This window comes from Buttiauxella massiliensis (genome assembly GCF_902500225.1).
Classification (GTDB): Bacteria; Pseudomonadota; Gammaproteobacteria; order Enterobacterales; family Enterobacteriaceae; genus Buttiauxella; species Buttiauxella massiliensis.
In genome coordinates this window covers 16,155-36,522 of the sequence record NZ_LR722651.1, presented here as the reverse complement: position 1 = coordinate 36,522, position 20,368 = coordinate 16,155, and the positions used below count along the sequence as shown (strand labels likewise).

The following is a 20,368-nucleotide window of genomic DNA, read 5'->3' as shown; positions in this document are numbered from 1 at the left end:
AAGTCAGGCGATTTTTAACTTCGGGCGATGTGCTGACTTTAAATTGCTGGCACTAGCCTTTGAGTGGGGTGTTAAATGGATGAATTTAAACCGGAAGACGAGCTGAAACCCGATCCCAGCGATCGTCGTTCAGGCCGTAACCGTAAATCTGATGAGCGCGATAATGAGCCGCAAATCAATGTCGATGATGTTGAATTAGACTCTGATGAGCCTCGTCCAGCGCGTACCCGTCGTGCTCGTGATGAAGAAGAGTATGAAAACGACGATGATCTGCAAGTTGACGCAGAAGAACGTCGCCCGGCACGTACCCGCAAAAAATCCGCTAAACAGAAAGTTCCGGTCTCCCGCCAGCACCTGATGATGGGCATTGGTATTCTTGTACTGTTGCTGCTAATCATCGGAATTGGTTCGGCCCTGAAGGCCCCTTCGACTGATACTGAAACAGCAAATAGCAATCCGAACGCTGAAAAGAATATCGACTTGTCCGGCGCTGCTGCTGACCAGGCTAATGGCGCACAACCGCAGCCAGGCAACACCTCTGCTGCAAATCAGACCGAAACCGCAGGTAACCCGCAAGAAGTGACTCTTCCTGCAATTTCTTCAACGCCGTCTGATGCGCAAACTCAACCTGCGCCACAGGGACAACAGCGTGTTGAAGTTCCGGGCGACCTGAATACTGCACTGACTCAACAGTCCGGCCAGATTGACAATGCAGTGAATAGCTCAACATTGCCCACAGCACCGGCTACTGTTGCGGCAGTTGCGGGTGCAACTACAGCTCCACGTGCAGTAGTGAAATCGGAGCCAGAGAAACAAGCAGCTCCGCGTCAGGAACGTAAAACTGTCGTAATTGAGTCCCAGCACAAGGCTCAGCCTGTAAAACAACCAGCGGTGAAAGCGGAACCAAAACCGGTAGCTACGGCAAAACGTAGTGAGCCTGTTACAGCTCCTGCGCCAACAGCGACTGCACCAGCGAAAGCACCAGTCAGTGCCGCGACACCTAAAGCTTCTGCTACTCAAACTGCAGCAGCCCCGGTAACGAAAGCCGCAGAAGCTGCTCCTACAACGGCCGCCACTGGCGCTGTCGCGGGTGATGCAGGTGCAATCAAAGGTGCTCCGGGAAGCCATTATACCTTGCAGCTCAGCTCCTCTTCTAACTCAGCAAACCTGAATGCCTGGGCGAAGAAAGAGAACCTGCAGCATTATATGGTTTACCAGACTGTGCGAAATGGTCAGCCGTGGTATGTGTTGGTTAGCGGTATTTATGCCAACAAAGATGAGGCAAAACGTGCCGTTGCAACATTGCCAGCCGATGTGCAGGCCAAGAACCCATGGGCAAAACCTATCCATCAGGTTCAGTCTGATCTGAAGTGATGAACAAGCGCAGCCGCTGTTGGAACCTTTCCACAGCAGGAAAAGGTGTAAATAGTTAGGCAGCATGAAAAAAAATCGCGCTTTTCTGAAATGGGCGGGGGGGAAATACCCCCTGCTCGAAGACATTAAAAAGTATCTGCCGAAAGGTGATTGTCTGATTGAGCCGTTTGTTGGTGCCGGCTCAGTCTTTCTGAATACTGATTACTCTCGTTATATCCTCGCAGATATTAATAGCGATCTGATTAACCTCTATAACATCGTCAAAACACGCACGGATGAGTACGTTCAGGAGTCCCGTAAACTCTTTACTGCCGAGCAAAACGATGAGCAGGCGTTCTATCTCAATCGTACCGAATTTAACCAGTGCAAAGATGAGTTTCGTCGTGCATTGCTGTTTTTATATCTGAACCGCCATTGTTACAACGGCCTTTGTCGTTATAACCTACGTGGTGAATTCAATGTCCCGTTTGGCCGCTATATCAAACCCTACTTCCCTGAAGAAGAGTTGTATCATTTTGCCGAACGAGCGCAGAACGCCACATTCTTGTGTCAGTCGTATGATATCAGCATGGCGGATGTCAGTGCAGGGTCTGTTGTCTATTGCGATCCTCCCTATGCGCCTTTGTCGGCAACGGCTAATTTTACGGCGTATCACACCGATAGCTTTAACGCTGTGCAGCAGCAACATCTCGCGCAGTTAGCTGAAAACTTGCAAGGAAATCGAATTCCGGTGCTGATTTCTAACCATGATACGGAACTCACCCGGTTGTGGTATCACCAGGCAAAACTGCATGTCGTGCAGGTGCGTCGCAGCATTAGCCGGAATGGTGGAACACGTAACAAGGTGGACGAACTGCTGGCGCTGTATAAAGTCAGTGCCTAAGACGTTTCGTCCGCGGTCTTTTTTGATTTGCTATTGGAGAAGCGGATGAAACAGTTTTTGATTGCCCCCTCAATCCTCTCAGCCGATTTCGCCCGTCTGGGTGAAGACACGGCTGCGGTGCTGGCTGCTGGTGCGGATGTCGTCCATTTCGATGTTATGGATAACCATTACGTTCCTAACCTCACTATTGGTCCGATGGTGTTAAAAGCCCTGCGTGACTACGGTATTACTGCCCCTATTGATGTGCATCTGATGGTGAAGCCCGTTGACCGTATCATTCCGGATTTCGCTGCGGCTGGCGCCAACATCATTACCTTCCACCCGGAAGCGTCAGAGCATGTTGACCGTTCCCTGCAACTGATCAAAGAGCACGGCTGTAAAGCAGGTCTGGTGCTTAACCCAGCAACGTCGCTGAGTTGGCTTGATAACGTCATGGACAAACTCGATGTGATTTTGCTGATGTCTGTTAACCCAGGTTTTGGCGGCCAATCATTTATTCCACATACTCTGGAAAAACTGCGCCAGGTGCGTGAGCGCATTGATGCTTCTGGCTATGACATTCGCCTGGAAGTAGATGGTGGCGTGAAAGTAGACAATATTGCTGAAATTGCTGCGGCAGGTGCTGATATGTTTGTTGCCGGTTCGGCGATTTTCAATCAGCCAGATTACAAAGCCGTTATTGATCGTATGCGTAGTGAGTTAGCAAAGGTAAGTCATGGATAAGTTAAGTAAAATTCGCGGTATCGCCTTTGATTTAGACGGTACACTGGTCGACACAGCATTGGGTCTGACGCAGGCAATGGATCAGGCGCTTTATGCGCTGGAGTTGCCTACCGCGGGTGAAGACAACGTTGAAAAGTGGATCGGCAACGGTGCCGATGTGCTGGTCAAGCGCGCATTGACCTGGGCGCTGAAAGGCGAAGAGCCTGAAGCCGACCGATGCAGCATCGCTCGTAAACTGTTTGACGCCTACTATGCGCAAACAGCAGAAGAGGGCAGCTTCCTGTTCCCGGAAGTCGCTAATACGTTGGCTGTTTTGGCCGAAAAAGGTTTGCCGATGGGGCTGGTAACTAACAAGCCGACACCGTTTGTATTACCGATCCTGGAAAGATTGGGCATCGCGCAATACTTCAAAGTCATTATTGGTGGCGATGATGTGGAAAATAAAAAACCGCATCCCGAAGCGCTGCATAAAGTGATGGAAGAGTTGAATCTTAGCGCGGAAGAACTGCTTTTTGTTGGTGACTCCCGCAACGATATTCATGCGGCTCAAGCGGCTGGATGCTGTTCCATTGGCCTGACTTACGGTTATAACTATGGTGAGTCCATCGAGTTGAGCAAACCCGATTACGTGTTTGACCATTTCAACGATTTACTGCCCGCATTAGGGCTCTCTAACAAAGAACATCAGGAATAAGAACATGAGTAAGCCCATCGTCTTTAGTGGCGCGCAGCCATCAGGTGAATTGACCATTGGTAACTACATGGGTGCGCTGCGTCAGTGGGTCAACATGCAAGATGATTACCACTGCATTTACTGCATCGTTGACCTACACGCGATCACTGCGCGTCAGGATGCAACGCAATTGCGTAGCCGGACACTCGATACGTTAGCTCTGTACTTGGCTTGTGGTATCGACCCTGCTAAAAGCACCATCTTTGTACAGTCTCACGTGCCAGAACATGCACAGCTCGGCTGGGCTCTGAACTGCTACACCTATTTTGGTGAGCTGAGCCGTATGACTCAGTTTAAAGACAAGTCTTCTCGTTATTCTGAGAACATCAATGCCGGCCTGTTTGACTACCCGGTATTGATGGCAGCCGATATTTTGCTTTACCAGACCAATCTGGTGCCGGTCGGTGACGATCAGAAACAACACCTGGAACTGAGCCGCGATATCGCAGCACGTTTCAATGCGCTGTATGGCGACGTGTTTAAAGTGCCTGAGCCGTTTATTCCTAAATCAGGCGCGCGCGTAATGTCTTTGCTTGAGCCGACCAAGAAAATGTCTAAATCAGACGATAACCGTAATAACGTTATCGGCCTGTTGGAAGACCCGAAATCGGTCGTGAAGAAAATCAAACGCGCGGTAACTGACTCAGACGAGCCACCTGTTGTGCGTTACGATCCGGTGAATAAAGCAGGCGTTTCCAATATGTTGGATATTCTTTCTGCTGTTACTGGTAAGCCTATCCCTGAGCTTGAGCAGCAGTTCGACGGCAAAATGTATGGCCACCTGAAAGGTGAAGTTGCTGACGCCGTATCCGGTATGTTGACTGAATTGCAGGAGCGTTATCACAATTTCCGTAATGATGAAGCTTATCTGCAGCAGGTGATGAAAGACGGTGCCGAAAAAGCGCGTTCACATGCCAGCGTTACACTGAAGAAAGTCTATGAAGTGATTGGGTTTGTCGCTCAGCCTTAATGACTTATGGCTCGTATACTCTCTTAATGGGGAGAATATCGTAGCTGTCTAATAATAAAAAACCGCCCTCTTATATTTGGGCGGTTTTTTTAATTTTTACTTCTGAACTATTATTGTGGAGATGCAGGGCCGCAGCCACCAATAATTTTAGAAATAGAAATTGCTGGGTGCAGCAAATAATCATAACCACAAGATTTATCTTTGTTCTCAATGTGGCCTGTACAACCAGACAACAGAGCCAGGACAGCCAGTGCAGAAGCAGCTTTTACGAACTTGTTCATTGATATTCCCTATCATTAATTATTTGTATACTCGTCATACTTCAAGCTGCATATGCGTTGGCTGCGTTTACTCACCCGAATCACTTACCAGAGTAGGCTCATCAGGATTCGCGCACTTGCTGCCTTTGTGCAACTCGAATTATTTTGGGTATATGTAATGACCTTTCAAAAAGGTGGTTAATTATAGGGTTTACTAATGGTATTACTAAGTCTGGAATCAGACACGTTATTGCTTGAAATAAATATTGCTTATGAAGATTAGTAGATTAATTAACTGCTTATAAACAAAAAGGCTTGCCAGAATACTCGTGCAAGCCTTTTTGTTATCTTAAAAAAAATTAATGATTCGAGAACCAGTTCAACTTATCGCGTAATGCAACGACTCGGCCGACAATAATTAATGCCGGGCTTTCGACCTGCGTCGATAATTCACCAAGCTCACTTAATATTCCGCTGACCACGCGTTGTTTAACCGCAGTGCCATTTTCAATTAACGCGACAGGCATTTCTGCGGACATACCGTATTGAATCAGTTTCTCCTGGATAGCAGGAGCCTGGTTTAAGCCCATATAGAACACCAGCGTTTGTTTTTCTGCGGCCAGGTTTTCCCAGTCCAACTCACCCCCAGTTTTCAGGTGCCCGGTAATGAGACGCACGCTTTGCGCATAATCGCGGTGAGTTAGCGGAATGCCGGAATATGCTGAACAGCCGGATGCTGCAGTAATTCCTGGTACGACGGAGAATGGAATGCCCCCATCGCACAGAGTTTCTAACTCTTCGCCACCGCGTCCAAAGATAAACGGATCGCCACCTTTCAGGCGTACCACACGTTTACCGCTTTGCGCTTCACGCAACAGGATCTGGTTAATCTCTTCTTGCGGGACACAGTGATAACCCGCGCGTTTGCCAACGAATATGCGGTCGGCATCACGGCGCACCAAGTTCATGATGTCGTCGGAAACCAGGCGGTCATAAACCACCACATCGGCCTGCTGGATTTGCTGTAGCCCTTTGAGTGTCAACAGACCCGCATCTCCTGGGCCTGCGCCAACTAAAACAACTTCACCACGATGATCTAAAGGCGTGGCAAACATCGACTCAGTCTCTTTATCGACGGCTTGCTTGTCTTCGTTTGCCAGATATTGTGCCAGGCGATCGTTAGTGAAGAATTTTTCCCAGAAGCGACGGCGCTCGCCCATGGTTTTGAAATTCGCTTTCACCCGGCCACGCAGCGTCCCGGCATAAGAGGCAATTTTCCCCAAATGTAGCGGCAGAATGGCTTCGAGTTTTTCACGCAGCAGACGAGCAAGAACGGGAGAGGTGCCACCGGAAGAAACGGCAACCATCAACGGTGAGCGGTCGATAATCGATGGCATGATGAAGCTGGCCTGTTTTGGCGCATCAACCACGTTACAGAAAATACGGCGGGATTCGCACGAATCGCTGACTTGCTGATTCACCACATCGTTGTCTGTCGCGGCGATGGCCAGCCAACAAACATCGAGCAGTGCGGTGTCGAACTCACCCTGAACAAGGGTAATCATGCCCTGTTCCGCCCACACATGAAATTGCGGGGAGAAATCCAGGGCATTTACAGTGACTCGTGCACCTGCCTCCATCAACAAACGCGCTTTACGTTCTGCAACATCGCCACCACCGACGAGTAGGCAGGCACGACCTTGCAATTGACAAAATATAGGCAGGTGATCCACGTTCAATCCTCAAAAGAAATTAGTTGCGGGCAGTCTCCGACGCGGTGAGTTGCGCAGGCTGGGGACGCTCGGCTTTCGGAGTAGCATACCAATAACCCAGACCCATGAATACTACGCCAGAAAGGGTATTCCCAAGCGTTACCCACAGCAGGTTGTGGCCGATTCCCGCCATAGTGTATGCATCGCTGTGATGACCAAACCAGGACAGAGCAAACAGCGTCATGTTGGCGATGGAGTGTTCATAGCCGGAAGCGATAAATGCCAGCAGGCACCACCAGATAGCGATAAATTTCGCTGCACCTTCAGTACGGACCGCCATCCAGATTGCCAGGCAAACCAGCCAGTTACACAATGCACCTTTAAAGAACAGCACCATGGCTGGAGCCGAAGTTTTTGCCAGCGCCGCGGTGTGAACCAGGCTTGTGTCTAACGGCAGCAGACTACCGCCGCCCCATTTGTACAGCAGGGCAACAAACACGGAGCCAATCAGGTTACCCAGCCAGGTTTGCGGCAAAATGCCCCACATTTGACCGTGGGAAATGGTGCCTGCTTTAACACCAAAAGTTAGGAACATGGTATGACCGGTGAATAATTCAGAACCGGCGATGATAACCAGTGTCAGGGCGATACCGAAGGTCGCTCCCATCACTAGTGGGCGCAAAGATGGCTCGACCAGGTTACCGAGGGTGAATATTAGAATGATCCCAAGGCCCACATATGCACCAGCCATTGCGGAGCTGATCCAGAAACCAAGCGGGTTGTTTTGCGACAATCGGGCAATGCGAGCGGCATTCGCCGCACATTTATTAATGGTATCGGTGAACATTTTTGTTATCCCAACAAATTGAAAGAAAAAGAGAATCTAAAAAAATCGCAGAGAGAAGCGTTTTACGTCTTCCGCTCTACGATGAAGCCTCAAGGGCTTGTTTTAAGCTTTAATCTGAACCTGTCCGTCCTGAACGCGCGCTGGGTAGTACGCAATTGAGCGGCTCTCGTCTTCCATGCACAGTCCGTCTCGCAGTCTGAAATGCTGCTTTTTCAACGGACTGGCGACCCAAAGTTCACCCTGGTGTTCGGCGATAAGGCCACGAGATAACACGCTCGCTTCGAAGAACGGGTCAATGTTGTTGATGGCGAAAACCTGGTCGTCATTACGTGGGCGGAAAATTGCAATTTGCTCATTACCTACCAACGCGCAAACACCGGTAGCAGGCAGGATGTCGTTTAACTGGCAAACAGTAGTCCACTGGCTCATACATTTTCCTCCACTTCTTCTACCAGGGTAACCGGGATACGCTCGTAAGGTGTCGCCGGGCGATGTTGCTCACGTTCAGGCACGATTTGCACGTTCGGGTCGCGCACCGGGCTGTTGATGAAGTGCTTGAAGCGAACCTGAGCTTCCGGGGTATTCACCGTTTCAGTCCACTCGCAAATCACTTTCTCGCGCAGGCGTTCCAGTTCCGCTTCAAGCTGATCGTTCAGGCCCAGTTTGTCTTTGATGATGACTTGTTTCAGGTACTCGATTCCGCCTTCAAGGCTATCGAGCCACGGCGCGGTACGGGTCAGTTTGTCGGCGGTGCGGATGTAGAACATCATGAAACGATCGAGGTACTTGATCAGCGTTTCACTGTCTAAGTCAGCAGCCAGCAAATCGGCGTGACGTGGTTTCATACCACCGTTACCGCAGACATACAGGTTCCAGCCTTTCTCGGTGGCGATAATCCCGACGTCTTTACCCTGTGCTTCCGCACACTCACGGGTACAACCGGACACGCCAAACTTCATTTTGTGCGGGGTACGAATACCTTTGTAGCGATTTTCCAGCTCAACGCCGAAACCAACGCTATCGCCAACGCCGTAACGGCACCAGGTGCTACCAACACAGGTTTTAGCCATACGCAGTGCTTTCGCATACGCGTGGCCAGTTTCAAAACCGGCTTCAATCAGCTGACGCCAGATCTCTGGTAAATCATCTTTTTGCGCACCAAACAGGCCGATACGCTGGGAACCGGTGATTTTGGTATAGAGATTGTATTCGCGTGCGATACGCCCGACTTCCATCAAACCTTCCGGTGTGATTTCTCCGCCTGCGGAACGTGGAATGACAGAGTAAGTCCCGTCTTTCTGAATGTTGCCAAGGAAGTTGTCGTTAGTGTCCTGAAGCGGCGTGTGCTGTGGTGCCAGCACATAGTCGTTCCAGCAAGAGGCCAGCAAAGAACCGACGGTCGGTTTACACACTTCACAGCCGTAGCCTTTGCCGTATTTTTGCAGTAGCTCGTCGAAGGATTTAATGCCTTCCACACGAATCAGGTGATACAGCTCCTGGCGAGAGAACGCAAAGTGCTCGCACAGATTATGGTTAACTTCGATACCTTGCTTGCTCAGTTCGGCATTCAAAACTTGAGTGATCAAAGGAATACAGCCGCCACAGCCGGTACCGGCTTTGGTTTCTGCTTTCAATGCAGCGACAGTATGGCAGCCGTTGTTGATGGCTTTAACCAGATGGCCTTTAGTGACATCAAAGCATGAGCAGATTTGCGCGCTGTCCGGGAGTTTATCAACACCAATCGCTGGCTTACCGGAGCTGGCGTGCGCAGGCAGAATCAGCGCGTCCGGGTTTTCTGGCAGCTCGATGTTATTGAGCACCAGTTGCAGCAGGTTGCCGTAATCGCTGGTGTCGCCCACCAGAACAGCGCCGAGCAGAGTTTTGTTGTCGGCGCTAACAATCAGGCGCTTATAAACTTCTTTGCTTTCGTCGAGATAAACATAGCTGCGGCAATCTGGGGTGCGACCATGCGCATCACCAATCCCACCCACATCCACGCCGAGCAATTTCAGCTTGGCGCTCATATCTGCGCCTTCGAAGGCGTTTTCTGTCCCGAGCAGGTGGTCAGCCGTGACCTGGGCCATTTTGTAGCCAGGGGCGACCAGGCCGAATGTGCGGTTGTTCCAGCTCGCGCATTCGCCGATAGCGTAGATGTCCGGATCAGAAGTCTGGCAGCTATCATTGACCGCGATACCGCCGCGTTGCCCTGTTGCCAGGCCGCATTGTGTTGCCAGCTTATCGCGTGGACGGATACCCGTGGAGAAGACGATAAAGTCCACTTCCAGGTCTGTGCCGTCCGCAAAACGCATGGTCTTACGCGCTTGCGTACCTTCCTGCACGATTTCCCGGGTGTTTTTGCTGGTATGAACCCGCACGCCCATGCTTTCGATTTTATTGCGCAGCTGCTCGCCGCCCATGCGGTCAAGCTGTTCGGCCATTAACATTGGTGCGAATTCGATAACGTGTGTTTCAACGCCGAGGTTTTTCAGCGCGCCTGCGGCTTCAAGGCCGAGCAGACCACCACCGACCACTGCACCGCGCTTGCTGCGGCGGGCACATGCTTCGATAGCGTTCAAATCTTCGATAGTGCGGTAGACGAAACAGTCTTGTGTTTCAGAACCTTTAATCGGTGGGATCCAAGGATAAGAACCGGTCGCCATGACCAGTTTGTCGTAATACACGGTACGACCGGTATTCGAGTGGATCACTTTTTCCTGGCGGTTAATGGTGATGGCGCGCTCGCCGACCAGCACTTTTACACCGTGCTTCTCATAGAAGCCGTCACGTACCAGGGATAATTCTTCAGCAGTATGATGGGAAAAATAGGAAGACAGGTGCACGCGATCGTAGGCTTTGCGCGGCTCTTCACAGAAAACAGTAATGTCGAATTGGCCTGGCTGGGCTTTATCAAGTAAGTCCTCGATAAAGCGATGGCCGACCATGCCATTACCGATGATTGCGATTTTGACTTTGCTCATAATTGCCTCAATTTCTTTTCTATTACTGCCTACCTTAACGATTCAGCAATGGCGATTATTGATACAAATCAAATACACCTTTATATACCTCTTAATGGGTATATTGCTGATTTTAGTGGGTTTTTCTAAGTTGCGGAAATGTTTAGCTATTCGCGGGAAGACAATAAATGTCCCCATTTTGCCTTGTGTGCTATGAAATAGGGGCGGCTAATTAACAAGGAGTGGGTATGAGTAATCTGGCGTTGGAGTTAATTCAAAATGTGCGTCTGGTCGGGCGCGAAGGCTTATGGCAAATAGCCATCGAAAATGGGCGCATCAACGCCATAAAACCAATGGATGATACCCAGCCTGAAAGCGAGCAGATTCTTAACGGGCGTGGCGGTCTGGCGATCCCGCCCTTTATTGAGCCTCATATTCACCTTGATACGACGCAGACCGCAGGCCAACCCAACTGGAACCAGTCGGGCACCTTGTTTGAAGGCATCGAGCGATGGGCTGAACGCAAAGCACTCCTGACCCACGAAGATGTGAAACAACGCGCCTGGCAGACGTTGAAATGGCAGATTGCCAACGGCATTCAATATGTCCGCACGCACGTTGATGTTTCAGACCCCACACTGACCGCATTAAAAGCGATGCTGGAAGTGAAGCAAGAAGCCGCTCCCTGGATTGAAGTGCAGATTGTCGCCTTCCCACAAGAAGGGATTATGTCGTACCCCAACGGGGAAGCGCTGCTTGAAGAAGCATTGCGCCTGGGGGCGGATGTGGTCGGGGCAATCCCGCACTTTGAATTTACCCGTGAGTACGGCGTCGAGTCGCTGCATAAAGCATTCGCACTGGCGAAAAAGTACGATCGCCCGTTAGATATTCACTGCGATGAAATTGACGATGAACAGTCGCGGTTTGTCGAAACCGTCGCGGCACTGGCGTTGCGAGATGGTATTGGGCAGCGCGTAACCGCCAGCCATACTACCGCGATGCACTCTTACAACGGCGCTTATACTTCGCGCTTGTTCCGCTTGTTGAAAATGTCCGGCATTAACTTTGTCGCCAACCCGCTGGTGAATATTCATCTGCAAGGTCGCTTTGATGATTACCCAAAACGCCGTGGTATTACGCGGGTGAAAGAGTTACTCGAAGCGGGAATTAACGTCTGCTTTGGACATGATGATGTGTTTGACCCTTGGTACCCGCTGGGTACAGCCAATATGTTGCAGGTACTGCATATGGGGCTGCATGTTTGCCAGATGATGGGCTACCAGCAAATCGACGAAGGTTTGAAGCTGATTACCGATAACAGTGCCCGTACCTTTGGCGTGCAGGAGTACGGGATTGCCGAGGGGAAGGCGGCGAACCTGATTATTCTTCCTGCTGAAAACGGTTTTGACGCGGTGCGCAGGCAGGTGCCGGTGCGTTGGTCAGTGCGAGCCGGGAAGGTGATTGCAACCACGCAATTGTCACAAACCTGGGTGATGTTGGATGGAGCTGAAGAGATAACGTTTCGTGGGTGAGAAGTAGTGGATGACGCTTGAGCTTATCCACCCTACAAAACCGCGTAGGGCGGATAAACGTAGCGTAAGCCGACGCTTTTAGTGCGCAGCAGCAGCGTTATGCTGGCGGTGTTTCGTTACCAGGCCGAGAATCAGGCACATGATAAATACCACTGCGTACAAGGCGTTTGAAGTTTGCAGAGCCGCGTGCGGGCCGCTGTGAGCCACAATCGGGCCAGTGACCACGAAGGTCAGCATGGTGCCGATGGTGCCGCAGGTCAGTACGAAGTTAACCAGTTTTGGCGAAGCGATTTTGGTCTGCAATGAACCCAGGGTGATTACAGAGGTGTAAATCGCACTGGAGAAGAAGCCAAGTGCCAAAATAAACCATGCCAGATGTGCCGGTTCGCTTTTGTTAAACAGGTACATCAGAACAGTCGCCGCACCCGCCAGAACAGTCAGAATACGTTGCAAATCGAAGAAACGCAGAATAAAGCTGAACGCCCACATCCCGAACATGTAAGACATCCAGAAATCACTGACCAGTTGGCCTGCATCATTCAGATTCATACCCAGGCTTTTGGCATATTCCGGAACCCAGGAGATAAATCCCAGTTGGCCGAGGATGTAGCACAAAGCTGCGATGGACAGGAACAGTACGCCCACTCCCCATTTTTCTTTCTCGGCGACTTTTTCCGGTTGCGGTGCGTGTTTACCCAATGCCGGGAAGTCACAACCGATGGTCAGGATGAAGATAGCGACATAAACCAGACCGATGCAGACATAAACCCAATACCAGTTGATGCTACGAGCCAGCAGAATCGCGGCCACCATTGGGAAGATCATCCCTGCCATACTGAAGAAGGAGTCGGTAAATAGTAGGCGTGAACCACGCTCACGGCCTTCATACATGTGCGTAATCAGGAACGTACCAATGGACATCGTGATACCGCTGACCAGCCCCAGAACAAACATCGCGACTGAGAAGATAGTCAGGTTATCGCCAAAGATAAGCCCAGCAACGGCCAGCACCATCAGGATGAAACCAAAACGCAGTTGAGTTTTGAGCGGTACGATTTCCATTAACCAGGCATTAAGGAAGATAGAAATCAAAATGCCGGCGTTCAGGAAAGTAAAGGTGTTACTCATGCTGGAAACGGGGACGTGGAAGTATTCGGCGATATTGCCCATCACCATCCCGGTGACGATTACCAACGCACCAGTGAGTGCGTAGGAGAAGAAGCTGATCCATGTGAGCTTAATGCGGTTGCTGTTAGTCATGACAAGCCTGTGAATAGAAATGTAAAGTGCTTTGACAGCACTCAAGAAGAATGGATTTTAGTCAAAAACGTGACTCATTCATACAATTTATAATTCATTTGCTGCAACGACTTGAATTTAAGGTGACCAGCGTCACGATTAATCGTGTTATTTGATTATTGATTCATTTAACTTATTGATTTGTGTGAAAGTAAAAAACCGTAAATGGCTGGCGCATACTTGAGTGCGTCTTTACAATCTAGCAACTTGCCTCATTCACTGCATTCGTAAGGAATTATTCATGCTCAAATCGACTCTGGCGGCTGTAGCAACTGTGTTTGCTCTAACCGCTCTCTCTCCTGCGGCACTTGCTGCTAAAGGTGACCCACACGTCCTGTTGACCACATCAGCGGGTGAAATTGAGCTTGAGTTAAATAGCCAGAAAGCCCCAGTCTCTGTGAAAAACTTTGTGGATTACGTTAACAGCGGCTTCTACAACAACACCATTTTCCATCGCGTGATCCCGGGCTTCATGCTTCAGGGCGGCGGCTTCACTGCAGATATGAATCAGAAGCAGCCTAACCCACCGATTAAAAATGAAGCCGATAACGGCTTGCGTAACACTCGCGGTACTATTTCCATGGCGCGTACTGCCGATAAAGACAGCGCGACCAGCCAGTTCTTCCTCAATGTGGCAGATAACGCCTTCCTCGATCACGGCCAGCGCGACTTCGGTTATGCAGTATTTGGTAAAGTTGTGAAAGGGATGGACGTTGCCGATAAGATCTCCCAGGTCCAGACTCATGATGTCGGCCCATACCAAAATGTTCCGTCAAAACCTGTAGTTATCCTCTCCGCTAAAGTCCTGCCGTAAAAAATTCCTGCGCGAGTATTCCCTACTCGCGCAATCTATCGCTTCCTGCACTTCCACCGATTGCTGCTTATACTTGTGGCAACAACGGGTCGTCATTTAGGGAGGCATCATGGCAAAGAAACTGACCGACAAACAAAAGTCCCGCCTTTGGCAGCAATTGCGCAGCCGTTCATTTCATGCCAGCAGCCGGCTGGATATCCTTGAGCCTCATGCGCAAGATGAGATTATCGCGCAGCGTGTAGATACGATTGAACTTGGCCCGTTGCATCGCGGCTTACCCTGGTTGTGTGCCATCCATCAGCAGCTTTTTCAGGATGTTTTCGACTGGGCAGGCGAGCTACGAGATGTTGATATTTCCAAAGGGGAGATACAGTTCTGCCATTTCGAGTACATCGAAAATGAAGGCAACGATCTGATGCAAGAAATGGAGGACGAGCATTATCTCGTCGGACTTTCCAGAACTGAGTTCGTTCTGCGCCTGTCACATTACTATTGTGAAATTAACGTCCTTCATCCGTTCTTTGTTGGCAGTGGTCGGGCACAGCGTGTGTTCTTCGAGCAGTTAGCGATTCATGCCGGTTACATCCTCGATTGGAAAGACGTATCGCCTGAAGCATGGGCAACGGCGAATCAAACCGGGGCGTTGGGTGATTTGAAAATGCTCAACGAGATTTTCACTAAAGTCGTGAGTGAAGCGCGCGAAAGCGAATAGAATAGCGCGGTTCTTATTTACCCTGGAGCCGCGATGCTACTGCTTATCGACAATTACGACTCATTTACCTGGAACCTCTATCAATACTTTTGTGAATTAGGCGCAGAAGTGGTGGTGAAACGTAACGATGAGCTGACTCTTTCTGATATCACTGCCCTGGCACCAGAAAAACTGGTCATCTCTCCTGGCCCTTGCACGCCCACCGAAGCAGGGATTTCTCTTGCGGCGATTACGCATTTCGCCGGGCAGTTACCGATTCTCGGCGTTTGCCTTGGACACCAGGCGATTGCGCAGGCATTCGGCGCGACCATTGTTCGCGCGCAAAAAGTGATGCACGGTAAAACCTCGGTTATCTCGCATAGCAATCACGGTGTTTTCCACAGCCTGAACAACCCTTTAACCGTAACGCGTTATCACTCCTTAGTGATCGACCCCGCCACCTTACCCGACTGTTTTGAAGTGACCGCCTGGACGGATAAGCAGGAAATTATGGGGATTCGCCATCGCGAACTTGACCTGGAAGGTGTGCAGTTTCACCCGGAAAGCATTCTCAGCGAGCAGGGTCATCAGCTGTTAGCCAATTTCCTCAAACGTTGATTTTTTATTGCCAGATAATGATTTTTTATGCATATTTCATGATTATATTTTCATGTCTGTTCTTGCGTAAAAATGGGATGGCAATTAATGGCAACCGAACAATCAGCAATTACCCGCGCTACTTTTGATGAAGTGATTTTGCCGATTTATGCACCAGCGGAGTTTATCCCGGTGAAAGGCAAAGGCAGTCGTGTTTGGGATCAGCAAGGTAAAGAGTACGTTGATTTCGCCGGTGGGATTGCTGTCACAGCGTTAGGTCACTGCCACCCGGCGTTGGTGGAAGCGTTAAAAAGCCAGGGCGAAACGCTATGGCATACCAGCAACGTTTTCACCAATGAACCCGCGTTGCGCCTGGGCCGCAAGCTGATTGATGCTACTTTTGCTGAACGCGTCCTGTTTATGAACTCTGGCACCGAAGCCAACGAAACCGCCTTCAAACTGGCGCGTTACTACGCTTCTACTCGCCACAGTCCGTATAAAACCAAAATTATCGCCTTCCATAATGCCTTCCACGGTCGTTCGCTGTTTACCGTTTCTGTTGGCGGTCAGCCGAAGTATTCCGACGGTTTTGGCCCGAAACCTGCCGATATTATTCATGTGCCGTTTAACGATTTGCACGCAGTGAAAGCGGTGATGGATGACCATACTTGTGCGGTAGTGGTGGAGCCGATTCAGGGCGAGGGCGGCGTAACGGCGGCAACCCCAGAATTCCTGCAAGGCTTGCGTGAGTTGTGCGATGAGCATAAAGCGTTACTGGTATTCGATGAAGTGCAGTGTGGCATGGGGCGTATCGGTGAGCTGTTTGCCTATATGCACTACGGCGTGACGCCAGATATTTTGACCAGCGCAAAAGCACTCGGCGGTGGCTTCCCGGTCAGCGTGATGCTGACGACTCAGGAAATTGCATCGGCGTTTCATGTCGGTACACACGGTTCAACTTACGGCGGTAACCCTCTGGCCTGCGCAGTCGCGGGCGCGGCGTTTGATATCATCAACACACCTGAAGTGCTAAGTGGTGTGACGGCGAAGCGGCAACAGTTCGTCAGCCATTTACAACAGATCGATGAGCAGTTTGATCTGTTTAGCGATATCCGTGGGATGGGGTTATTGATCGGTGCTGAGCTCAAACCGCAATACAAAGGCCGCGCACGTGAGTTCCTTTACGCGGCAGCGGAAGAGGGCGTGATGGTGCTGAATGCCGGGCCGGACGTAATGCGTTTCGCGCCTGCGTTGATTGTTGAAGATACCGATATTGAAGAAGGTATGAAGCGTTTTGCTAAAGCAGTTGCGAAGGTGATTAAAGCGTAATACTTAGCCAGGCCGTCGTAGGCGGCTTAGCCAGATGCCATGATGTGGTCGTTGACGCCAGGCAACCGAAGATATGGTATGCATGGTGCTCAGATGGCCCAGTATCCGCTGTAAATGTTGTTCCATCGTACTTAATGGCCCGTTTGGAAGCCCTTCTAGCGGGTCGAGAATATTCGCATCATTGGTTTCCCCCGGCCCATCATACTGAAGCCGCTGCTGGCATCGTTGCAGCGCAATTTCACATGACTGCAGATAACGCTGGGCGAGATCCGGCGTCAGCATATTATGCTCGCGGGCGAGAGTCGTCATCGCATTGATGTGCTCGACGATAAACTGGCTATGCGTCACCCACAATTTCATATCCGCCAGATAATGCGAGTTAAACCCAGGTTCCTGCATCGCCTGGTTCAGGGAGTTAAACAGGGCGTTATGTGCCTGGTTAACCTTCATACGTTCATAAGCGAGCGGCGTTGGTTCGGGGTCATTACTCAGAATCAGGCGAATTGCATTTTGATCTCTTTCCAGCGCATCGTGGGCATTCTGGCGTAACAAGCCACTCTGCCATTGTGGCCACAGCCACACCATGCCGCCAAAGGCTATCAAGCAGCCTAGCAAGGTATCTATCAGGCGAGGGACGATGTACTGCTCGGCACTTAATGTTATCAATTGCAGGGTATAAACGGCGGTCACCGTAAAGCCTATCGTCGCCCAGCCGTAGCTTTTGCGAATAAACAGATAGCTCACCAACGTAATGACCAGCATCGCGCCCAGAGCAATGCTTTGCGGGAAGTGGAAGTGAAGCGCAATACCTGCGATGCCAAGGCCTGCAATGGTGCCAGCCGAACGGTGGAGAATACGAACTCGTGTGGCACCGTAGCCGTTTTGCGTCACGAACATTACCGTCATTAAAATCCAGTAGGGCTTGGGCAGATGTAAAAATGCACCCAGCAGACTGGCTATCGTGAGCATCACACCCAATCTTGCTGCGTTGCGAAGCGCCGCTGACTTCAATGATAAATAACTTTTCAATGCCGCCCACAACGGTAAACGGCGTTGCCGGTCTTCCATTAAATCACGGACATACAGTGGGCGTTGGGTGCGTAGCACGCGAGCGACACGGCTGAAGTGGTAATGGCAAAATTGCCCAACCGGGTTATCTGGATTTTGACGGGCGATTTTCTCAAGGGCATCGATCTGTTTTTCCATCGTAAAACGCTGTGGATAACGATGGTAAAGAATGTCGTCAGCCAGTACACGTAACCGCGCCGCGATGGTCTGTGCATTCCATCGAATAACTGCTTCTGCATGGCTTTGCTCGACGAGCTTCTGAACTTCAGCTGGTTGGTGAAGGCTTACCGAGATGTGCTCTTGCAAATCCAATGCTACCTGGAATGCACGCAGCAAGCGCTTGTAGCCGTTTTGCTGGTTTGCCGCCAGCATATGAAGCTGTTGGTAGCACTGGGTAATGAGATCCACCGCTTTTTGCTGACGAGCCAGCAGCGGTGGGAGCGCTTTTTCCGGATCGGTATGTTGAGTCAGCATGCCGTATTTTGCTTCACAGTAATCTGCCAACTGCCGATAGAGCAGACTCAATGATTCCCGCAGTGGCTGCTCGCGCCACATCCAGAACCAAAACCAGTTAAATACGCCGTACCAAATCGTACCGCAGACATACAGCAGCATCGGTTTCCAGATCGGCATATTCCCGGCCATGCTGAGCGTAAATATGGCAGCAATGAGTGATGCGGGAAGCAGACGAGCGTGCAGGGAACTGATTTCTGCCGTGACACCCAGCAAGAGCGCCATCACAAAAAGAATGACGGGCAGCGGCACAGTGGTGTAAAGCAGCAAAAGCTGCATGATCAAACTGCTGGCAGCAAACAGACAGCCACCGACGATCAGGCGTTTGAAGAAGCGTTTGTGCGGAGTATCAAGACCGGCAATGTTGCAACAGGCAGGGACTAAAGAGAAAAGCAGGCCAGACTGGAGATCGCCGACGAGCAAACCTACTGCCACCGGAAGGCACAGCACCAGCGTTTGCCGCAGTGCGTAGTTAACTTCGGGATGGTAGATCAGTCTTCGCCACATAAACCCTTCTTACTTAAAGCTGCAGCGGCGTTAGCTGCGTTCATTCACCCGAATCACTTACTTGAGTAAGCTCATCGGGATGAACTCACTTGCTGCCTTGCTGCAACTTCAATTAATCGGGTTTCGGATTTAGTTTTTTAGAGACAAAAAAGGCGTGTTATGAAGCAACACGCCATTTTTAGACGGAGATTAACGAGTGCCGTATACGACGATCGTTTTACCGTGAGCGGAGATCAGATTTTGATCTTCCAGCATTTTCAAGATACGACCAACAGTTTCGCGAGAGCAACCCACGATCTGACCGATTTCCTGACGGGTAATTTTAATCTGCATACCGTCCGGGTGGGTCATTGCATCAGGTTGTTTAGCCAGGTTCAGCAGCGTCTGCGCGATACGACCGGTAACGTCCAGGAATGCCAGGTTGCCTACTTTCTCAGAAGTGACTTGCAGACGGTTAGCCATCTGTGAAGACAGGCGCATCAGAATGTCTGGGTTGACCTGGATCAGCTGGCGGAATTTTTTATAAGAAATTTCAGCCACTTCACAGGCACTTTTAGCACGAACCCAGGCACTACGTTCCTGACCTTCTTCGAACAGCCCTAACTCACCAATGAAATCGCCCTGATTTAGATAGGAGAGGATCATTTCCTTGCCCTCTTCATCTTTAATCAGAACAGCCACAGAGCCCTTGACGATGTAATACAGCGTCTCTGCTTTCTCACCTTGGTGAATGAGTGTGCTCTTCGATGGATACTTATGAATGTGGCAATGGGACAAGAACCATTCGAGAGTCGGGTCTGTTTGCGGTTTGCCAAGCACCATGCGCGGTTATCCTCTGTTTTATAACTGGCTACCAACGACAGGACGCTAAACATCCTGTCTGGCGTTGCAAGTAATTAGAATATTCCCCACCTTGGGGAGATGGCATGCAAGTCATTCTTGCTGCCTGTAATTAGTGATGTCCTCTGCATACATGCATTACGTCAATGTATCGATGTAGCATCTGGATTGTTTTAGCATAGCTTTTGACAAGTGTCTCCTGTTGTCTCGTTTCAGCTTGACGCATGTCGCCTTCCGTTGCCAGATTTGCTGAATCTGCGTACTCTGAAAGGTAATTTTTCTACAGGAGTAAGTAGCATGCAGGCACGAGTGAAATGGGTTGAAGGGTTTACCTTCCTGGGCGAGTCCGCTTCAGGGCATCAGATTCTTATGGATGGCAATTCTGGTGATAAAGCACCAAGCCCAATGGAAATGGTGCTGATGTCCGTTGGCGGTTGCAGTGCAATTGACGTAGTTTCTATTTTGCAAAAAGGCCGCTACACCGTGACCGACTGTGAAGTGAAACTGACCTCTGAGCGCCGTGAAGAGGCTCCGCGTTTGTTTACGCATATCAATCTGCATTTCATCGTGACAGGCAAAGAGCTAAAAGATGCTGCAGTTTCCCGCGCAGTAGACCTCTCTGCTGAGAAGTACTGCTCTGTTGCACTGATGCTTGAAAAAGCGGTCAACGTTACTCATAGCTATGAAGTGATTGAAGGCTAAAGAGTGAAAACGGGCGG

Annotated in this window: 19 protein-coding genes; 11 read left to right on the top strand and 8 right to left on the bottom strand. The window is 50.3% G+C overall.

Going from position 1 to position 20,368, the window contains the following annotated elements; genetic code table 11:
- The first annotated feature begins 75 nt into the window (after positions 1-75).
- From damX to trpS, 5 genes are all read left to right on the top strand, one after another.
- A complete protein-coding gene (gene damX / locus GC128_RS06755) occupies positions 76-1,374 on the top strand; it encodes a cell division protein DamX (protein WP_151993662.1) in 1,299 nt (432 codons plus the stop codon).
- A gap of 64 nt (positions 1,375-1,438) precedes the next feature.
- Positions 1,439-2,257: an adenine-specific DNA-methyltransferase gene (dam, locus tag GC128_RS06750; protein WP_151993661.1), complete on the top strand. Its 819-nt coding sequence runs from the start codon at positions 1,439-1,441 to the stop codon at positions 2,255-2,257.
- Between the two features lie 45 nt (positions 2,258-2,302).
- A complete protein-coding gene (gene rpe, locus GC128_RS06745) occupies positions 2,303-2,980 on the top strand; it encodes a ribulose-phosphate 3-epimerase (RefSeq protein ID WP_151993660.1) in 678 nt (225 codons plus the stop codon).
- On the top strand, positions 2,973-3,674 hold the full coding sequence (locus tag GC128_RS06740) for a phosphoglycolate phosphatase (RefSeq protein WP_151993659.1): 702 nt from the start codon (positions 2,973-2,975) through the stop codon (positions 3,672-3,674). The genes rpe and GC128_RS06740 overlap by 8 nt, the downstream gene beginning before the upstream one ends.
- 4 nt (positions 3,675-3,678) lie before the next feature.
- Positions 3,679-4,683, top strand: coding sequence for a tryptophan--tRNA ligase (trpS, locus tag GC128_RS06735; protein ID WP_151993658.1), 1,005 nt, complete (start codon positions 3,679-3,681; stop codon positions 4,681-4,683).
- Between the two features lie 110 nt (positions 4,684-4,793).
- Here the strand turns inward: trpS and GC128_RS06730 are convergent, their stop codons facing one another.
- The 5 genes from GC128_RS06730 to nirB all read right to left on the bottom strand — a co-directional run bounded on the left by GC128_RS06730 (position 4,794) and on the right by nirB (position 10,480).
- Positions 4,794-4,964 carry a DUF4223 family protein gene (locus GC128_RS06730; protein ID WP_151993657.1) on the bottom strand — a complete coding sequence of 57 codons (171 nt, stop codon included), beginning with the start codon at positions 4,962-4,964 and terminating at the stop codon, positions 4,794-4,796.
- A gap of 338 nt (positions 4,965-5,302) precedes the next feature.
- Entirely contained in the window at positions 5,303-6,676 is a 1,374-nt protein-coding gene (gene cysG / locus GC128_RS06725; RefSeq protein WP_151993656.1) for a siroheme synthase CysG, read from the bottom strand.
- A 19-nt stretch (positions 6,677-6,695) separates the two neighbouring features.
- A complete protein-coding gene (nirC, locus tag GC128_RS06720; protein ID WP_151993655.1) occupies positions 6,696-7,502 on the bottom strand; it encodes a nitrite transporter NirC in 807 nt (268 codons plus the stop codon).
- A gap of 102 nt (positions 7,503-7,604) precedes the next feature.
- Entirely contained in the window at positions 7,605-7,931 is a 327-nt protein-coding gene (nirD, locus tag GC128_RS06715) for a nitrite reductase small subunit NirD (RefSeq protein ID WP_151993654.1), read from the bottom strand.
- Positions 7,928-10,480, bottom strand: a complete 2,553-nt coding sequence (gene nirB, locus GC128_RS06710; RefSeq protein WP_151993653.1) for a nitrite reductase large subunit NirB — start codon at positions 10,478-10,480, stop codon at positions 7,928-7,930. The genes nirD and nirB overlap by 4 nt, the downstream gene beginning before the upstream one ends.
- A gap of 227 nt (positions 10,481-10,707) precedes the next feature.
- Here nirB and GC128_RS06700 point away from each other — a divergent pair, with 227 nt between their 5' ends.
- Complete coding sequence (locus tag GC128_RS06700) at positions 10,708-11,991, top strand: cytosine deaminase (RefSeq protein WP_151993652.1); 1,284 nt, start codon at positions 10,708-10,710, stop codon at positions 11,989-11,991.
- Between the two features lie 78 nt (positions 11,992-12,069).
- Here GC128_RS06700 and tsgA read toward each other — a convergent pair whose 3' ends face one another.
- Positions 12,070-13,251: an MFS transporter TsgA gene (gene tsgA, locus GC128_RS06695; protein WP_151993651.1), complete on the bottom strand. Its 1,182-nt coding sequence runs from the start codon at positions 13,249-13,251 to the stop codon at positions 12,070-12,072.
- 280 nt (positions 13,252-13,531) lie between these two features.
- Here tsgA and ppiA point away from each other — a divergent pair, with 280 nt between their 5' ends.
- The 4 genes from ppiA to argD all read left to right on the top strand — a co-directional run bounded on the left by ppiA (position 13,532) and on the right by argD (position 16,721).
- A complete protein-coding gene (gene ppiA, locus GC128_RS06690) occupies positions 13,532-14,104 on the top strand; it encodes a peptidylprolyl isomerase A (protein ID WP_064514292.1) in 573 nt (190 codons plus the stop codon).
- A 109-nt stretch (positions 14,105-14,213) separates the two neighbouring features.
- Positions 14,214-14,816 (top strand): putative adenosine monophosphate-protein transferase Fic, encoded by a 603-nt coding sequence (locus GC128_RS06685; protein WP_151993650.1) that lies wholly within the window; start codon positions 14,214-14,216, stop codon positions 14,814-14,816.
- A gap of 33 nt (positions 14,817-14,849) precedes the next feature.
- Positions 14,850-15,413: an aminodeoxychorismate synthase component 2 gene (gene pabA / locus GC128_RS06680; RefSeq protein WP_151993649.1), complete on the top strand. Its 564-nt coding sequence runs from the start codon at positions 14,850-14,852 to the stop codon at positions 15,411-15,413.
- Between the two features lie 87 nt (positions 15,414-15,500).
- On the top strand, positions 15,501-16,721 hold the full coding sequence (argD, locus tag GC128_RS06675) for a bifunctional acetylornithine/succinyldiaminopimelate transaminase (RefSeq protein ID WP_151993648.1): 1,221 nt from the start codon (positions 15,501-15,503) through the stop codon (positions 16,719-16,721).
- Positions 16,722-16,724: 3 nt separating this feature from the next.
- Here the strand turns inward: argD and GC128_RS06670 are convergent, their stop codons facing one another.
- Both GC128_RS06670 and crp read right to left on the bottom strand, forming a co-directional pair.
- On the bottom strand, positions 16,725-18,809 hold the full coding sequence (locus GC128_RS06670) for a YccS/YhfK family putative transporter (RefSeq protein ID WP_151993647.1): 2,085 nt from the start codon (positions 18,807-18,809) through the stop codon (positions 16,725-16,727).
- A gap of 189 nt (positions 18,810-18,998) precedes the next feature.
- Positions 18,999-19,631: a cAMP-activated global transcriptional regulator CRP gene (gene crp, locus GC128_RS06665; protein WP_151993646.1), complete on the bottom strand. Its 633-nt coding sequence runs from the start codon at positions 19,629-19,631 to the stop codon at positions 18,999-19,001.
- A 315-nt stretch (positions 19,632-19,946) separates the two neighbouring features.
- Here crp and GC128_RS06660 point away from each other — a divergent pair, with 315 nt between their 5' ends.
- Positions 19,947-20,351, top strand: coding sequence for an OsmC family protein (locus GC128_RS06660; RefSeq protein WP_034460229.1), 405 nt, complete (start codon positions 19,947-19,949; stop codon positions 20,349-20,351).
- Positions 20,352-20,368 lie beyond the last annotated feature (17 nt).